Source organism: Burkholderia sp. BCC1638, from assembly GCF_902833195.1.
In the GTDB taxonomy this organism is placed as follows: domain Bacteria; phylum Pseudomonadota; class Gammaproteobacteria; order Burkholderiales; family Burkholderiaceae; genus Burkholderia; species Burkholderia diffusa.
Genome location: NZ_CADFEC010000113.1, coordinates 1 through 505, shown reverse-complemented (window position 1 = coordinate 505; position 505 = coordinate 1). Strand labels below are relative to the sequence as shown.

Below are 505 nucleotides of genomic sequence, written 5' to 3'. Positions count from 1 at the left end.
GCTGAAGGACGGCAAGGTGGTGCCCTACCCCGACGCCGAGGTCAATCGCGCCGATCCGCATCGCCCCGCCGGCAGCTTCCTCAGCGTGCAGAGCGTGGTGGCCGACGGCCAGGGCCGGCTGTGGGTGCTCGACACGGCCGCGCCGAATTTCGCGAACCCGCTGGCCGGCGGCGCGAAGCTGGTCGCGATCGACCTGAAGACCAACCGCATCGTGAAGACCATCGTGTTCCCGGCCGAGGTGATGCGCGCGCGCACCTACGTGAACGACGTGCGCTTCGACTTCCGCGTCGGCCGTGCCGGGGTGGCCTATGTGACGGATTCCTCGTTGAGCGGCACGGGCGGCATCATCGTGGTCGATCTCGCCAGCGGCAGCGCGCTGCGCCGTCTCACGGGCGACCCTTCGACCTCGGCCGATCCGACATTCTCGCCGGTGTTCGACGGCGAGACCATGAAGCTGCGCCAGGCCGACGGCAGCAGCACGCCGCTGGCGATCGCCTCGGACGGC

At 70.1% G+C, this 505-nt stretch carries 1 protein-coding gene; it reads left to right on the top strand.

What is annotated here, in order from left to right; all coding sequences use genetic code 11:
* Positions 1 to 505: major royal jelly family protein (locus HWX22_RS31450; RefSeq protein WP_244135337.1), on the top strand; the 505-nt coding region annotated here is incomplete at both ends.